This is a genomic window from Poseidonibacter ostreae, assembly GCF_009208075.1.
In the GTDB taxonomy this organism is placed as follows: domain Bacteria; phylum Campylobacterota; class Campylobacteria; order Campylobacterales; family Arcobacteraceae; genus Poseidonibacter; species Poseidonibacter ostreae.
In genome coordinates this window covers 1-818 of record NZ_WFKJ01000113.1, presented here as the reverse complement: position 1 = coordinate 818, position 818 = coordinate 1, and the positions used below count along the sequence as shown (strand labels likewise).

Annotated in this window: 1 protein-coding gene; it reads right to left on the bottom strand. The window is 36.1% G+C overall.

Annotated elements, in window-relative coordinates:
- On the bottom strand, positions 1–818 hold an 818-nt coding region (locus GBG18_RS15015; RefSeq protein WP_152192383.1), incomplete at both ends, for a transposase.

Sequence of the window (818 nt, the reverse complement as noted above, 5' to 3'; positions counted from 1 at the left end):
CGTACTAGAAAATGGCTCCATCCTAGCTTTTGTTTGATTGTACCAAATGGGTGTTCTGCCAAAGCAGAACGCTGTTTAATCATGTTTCTAGCTTTTGGTGTCTGCATCTTTGTACGGTGTTCCTCGATGAGTGATTCATGTTCCCATCTCCAAAGACGTTTTGCAGGTGTTTTAGGAGGAAGACACTGTGAACGTATGGGACAAACTGTACACACAGAGCGGGTACCGAAGTACATTAAACGCTTAATACCATTTTTTTCGTAAATAGTTTTTCTCCGCTTTATTATCTCATGATTCGGACAGTGATAGCAGTCTTTATCTTCATCATAAACAAATGAATCACGAGCAAACATTCCTTTGTCTTTATGTTGTTTTTGCTTATCTTGAATAGGTACATAAACATCTATACCTTCATCAACACATTTTTTAATCTCTTTGGGATTGTAATAACCTGCATCGGCTGCAACTTTTATCTCTTTATTACCTGTAGCCTCTTTAGCTTGGATTGAGAGATGATAGAGTTGATCTAAATCGACCCCTTTAGTAGAGATATCAGTAGCAACAATAAACTTATATTTTCCATCAACAGCAATCTGAGTATTATAGGCCATTAAGTGATGTGCTGGTTTACGCATTAAGGTAGCATCAGGATCACTTTTGCAGTATTGTGTTGCATTATGCTCTTTTAATGTCTGTAAATTACTACTCAATTTTAATTTATTTTTTTTAAGTCGATTTAGATTTTGCTTCTTTACTACTGACGTTATCTCTTTGTTCTCGCAAGTGTCGCTATACTCTAATGAAGAAAGATACTCTGT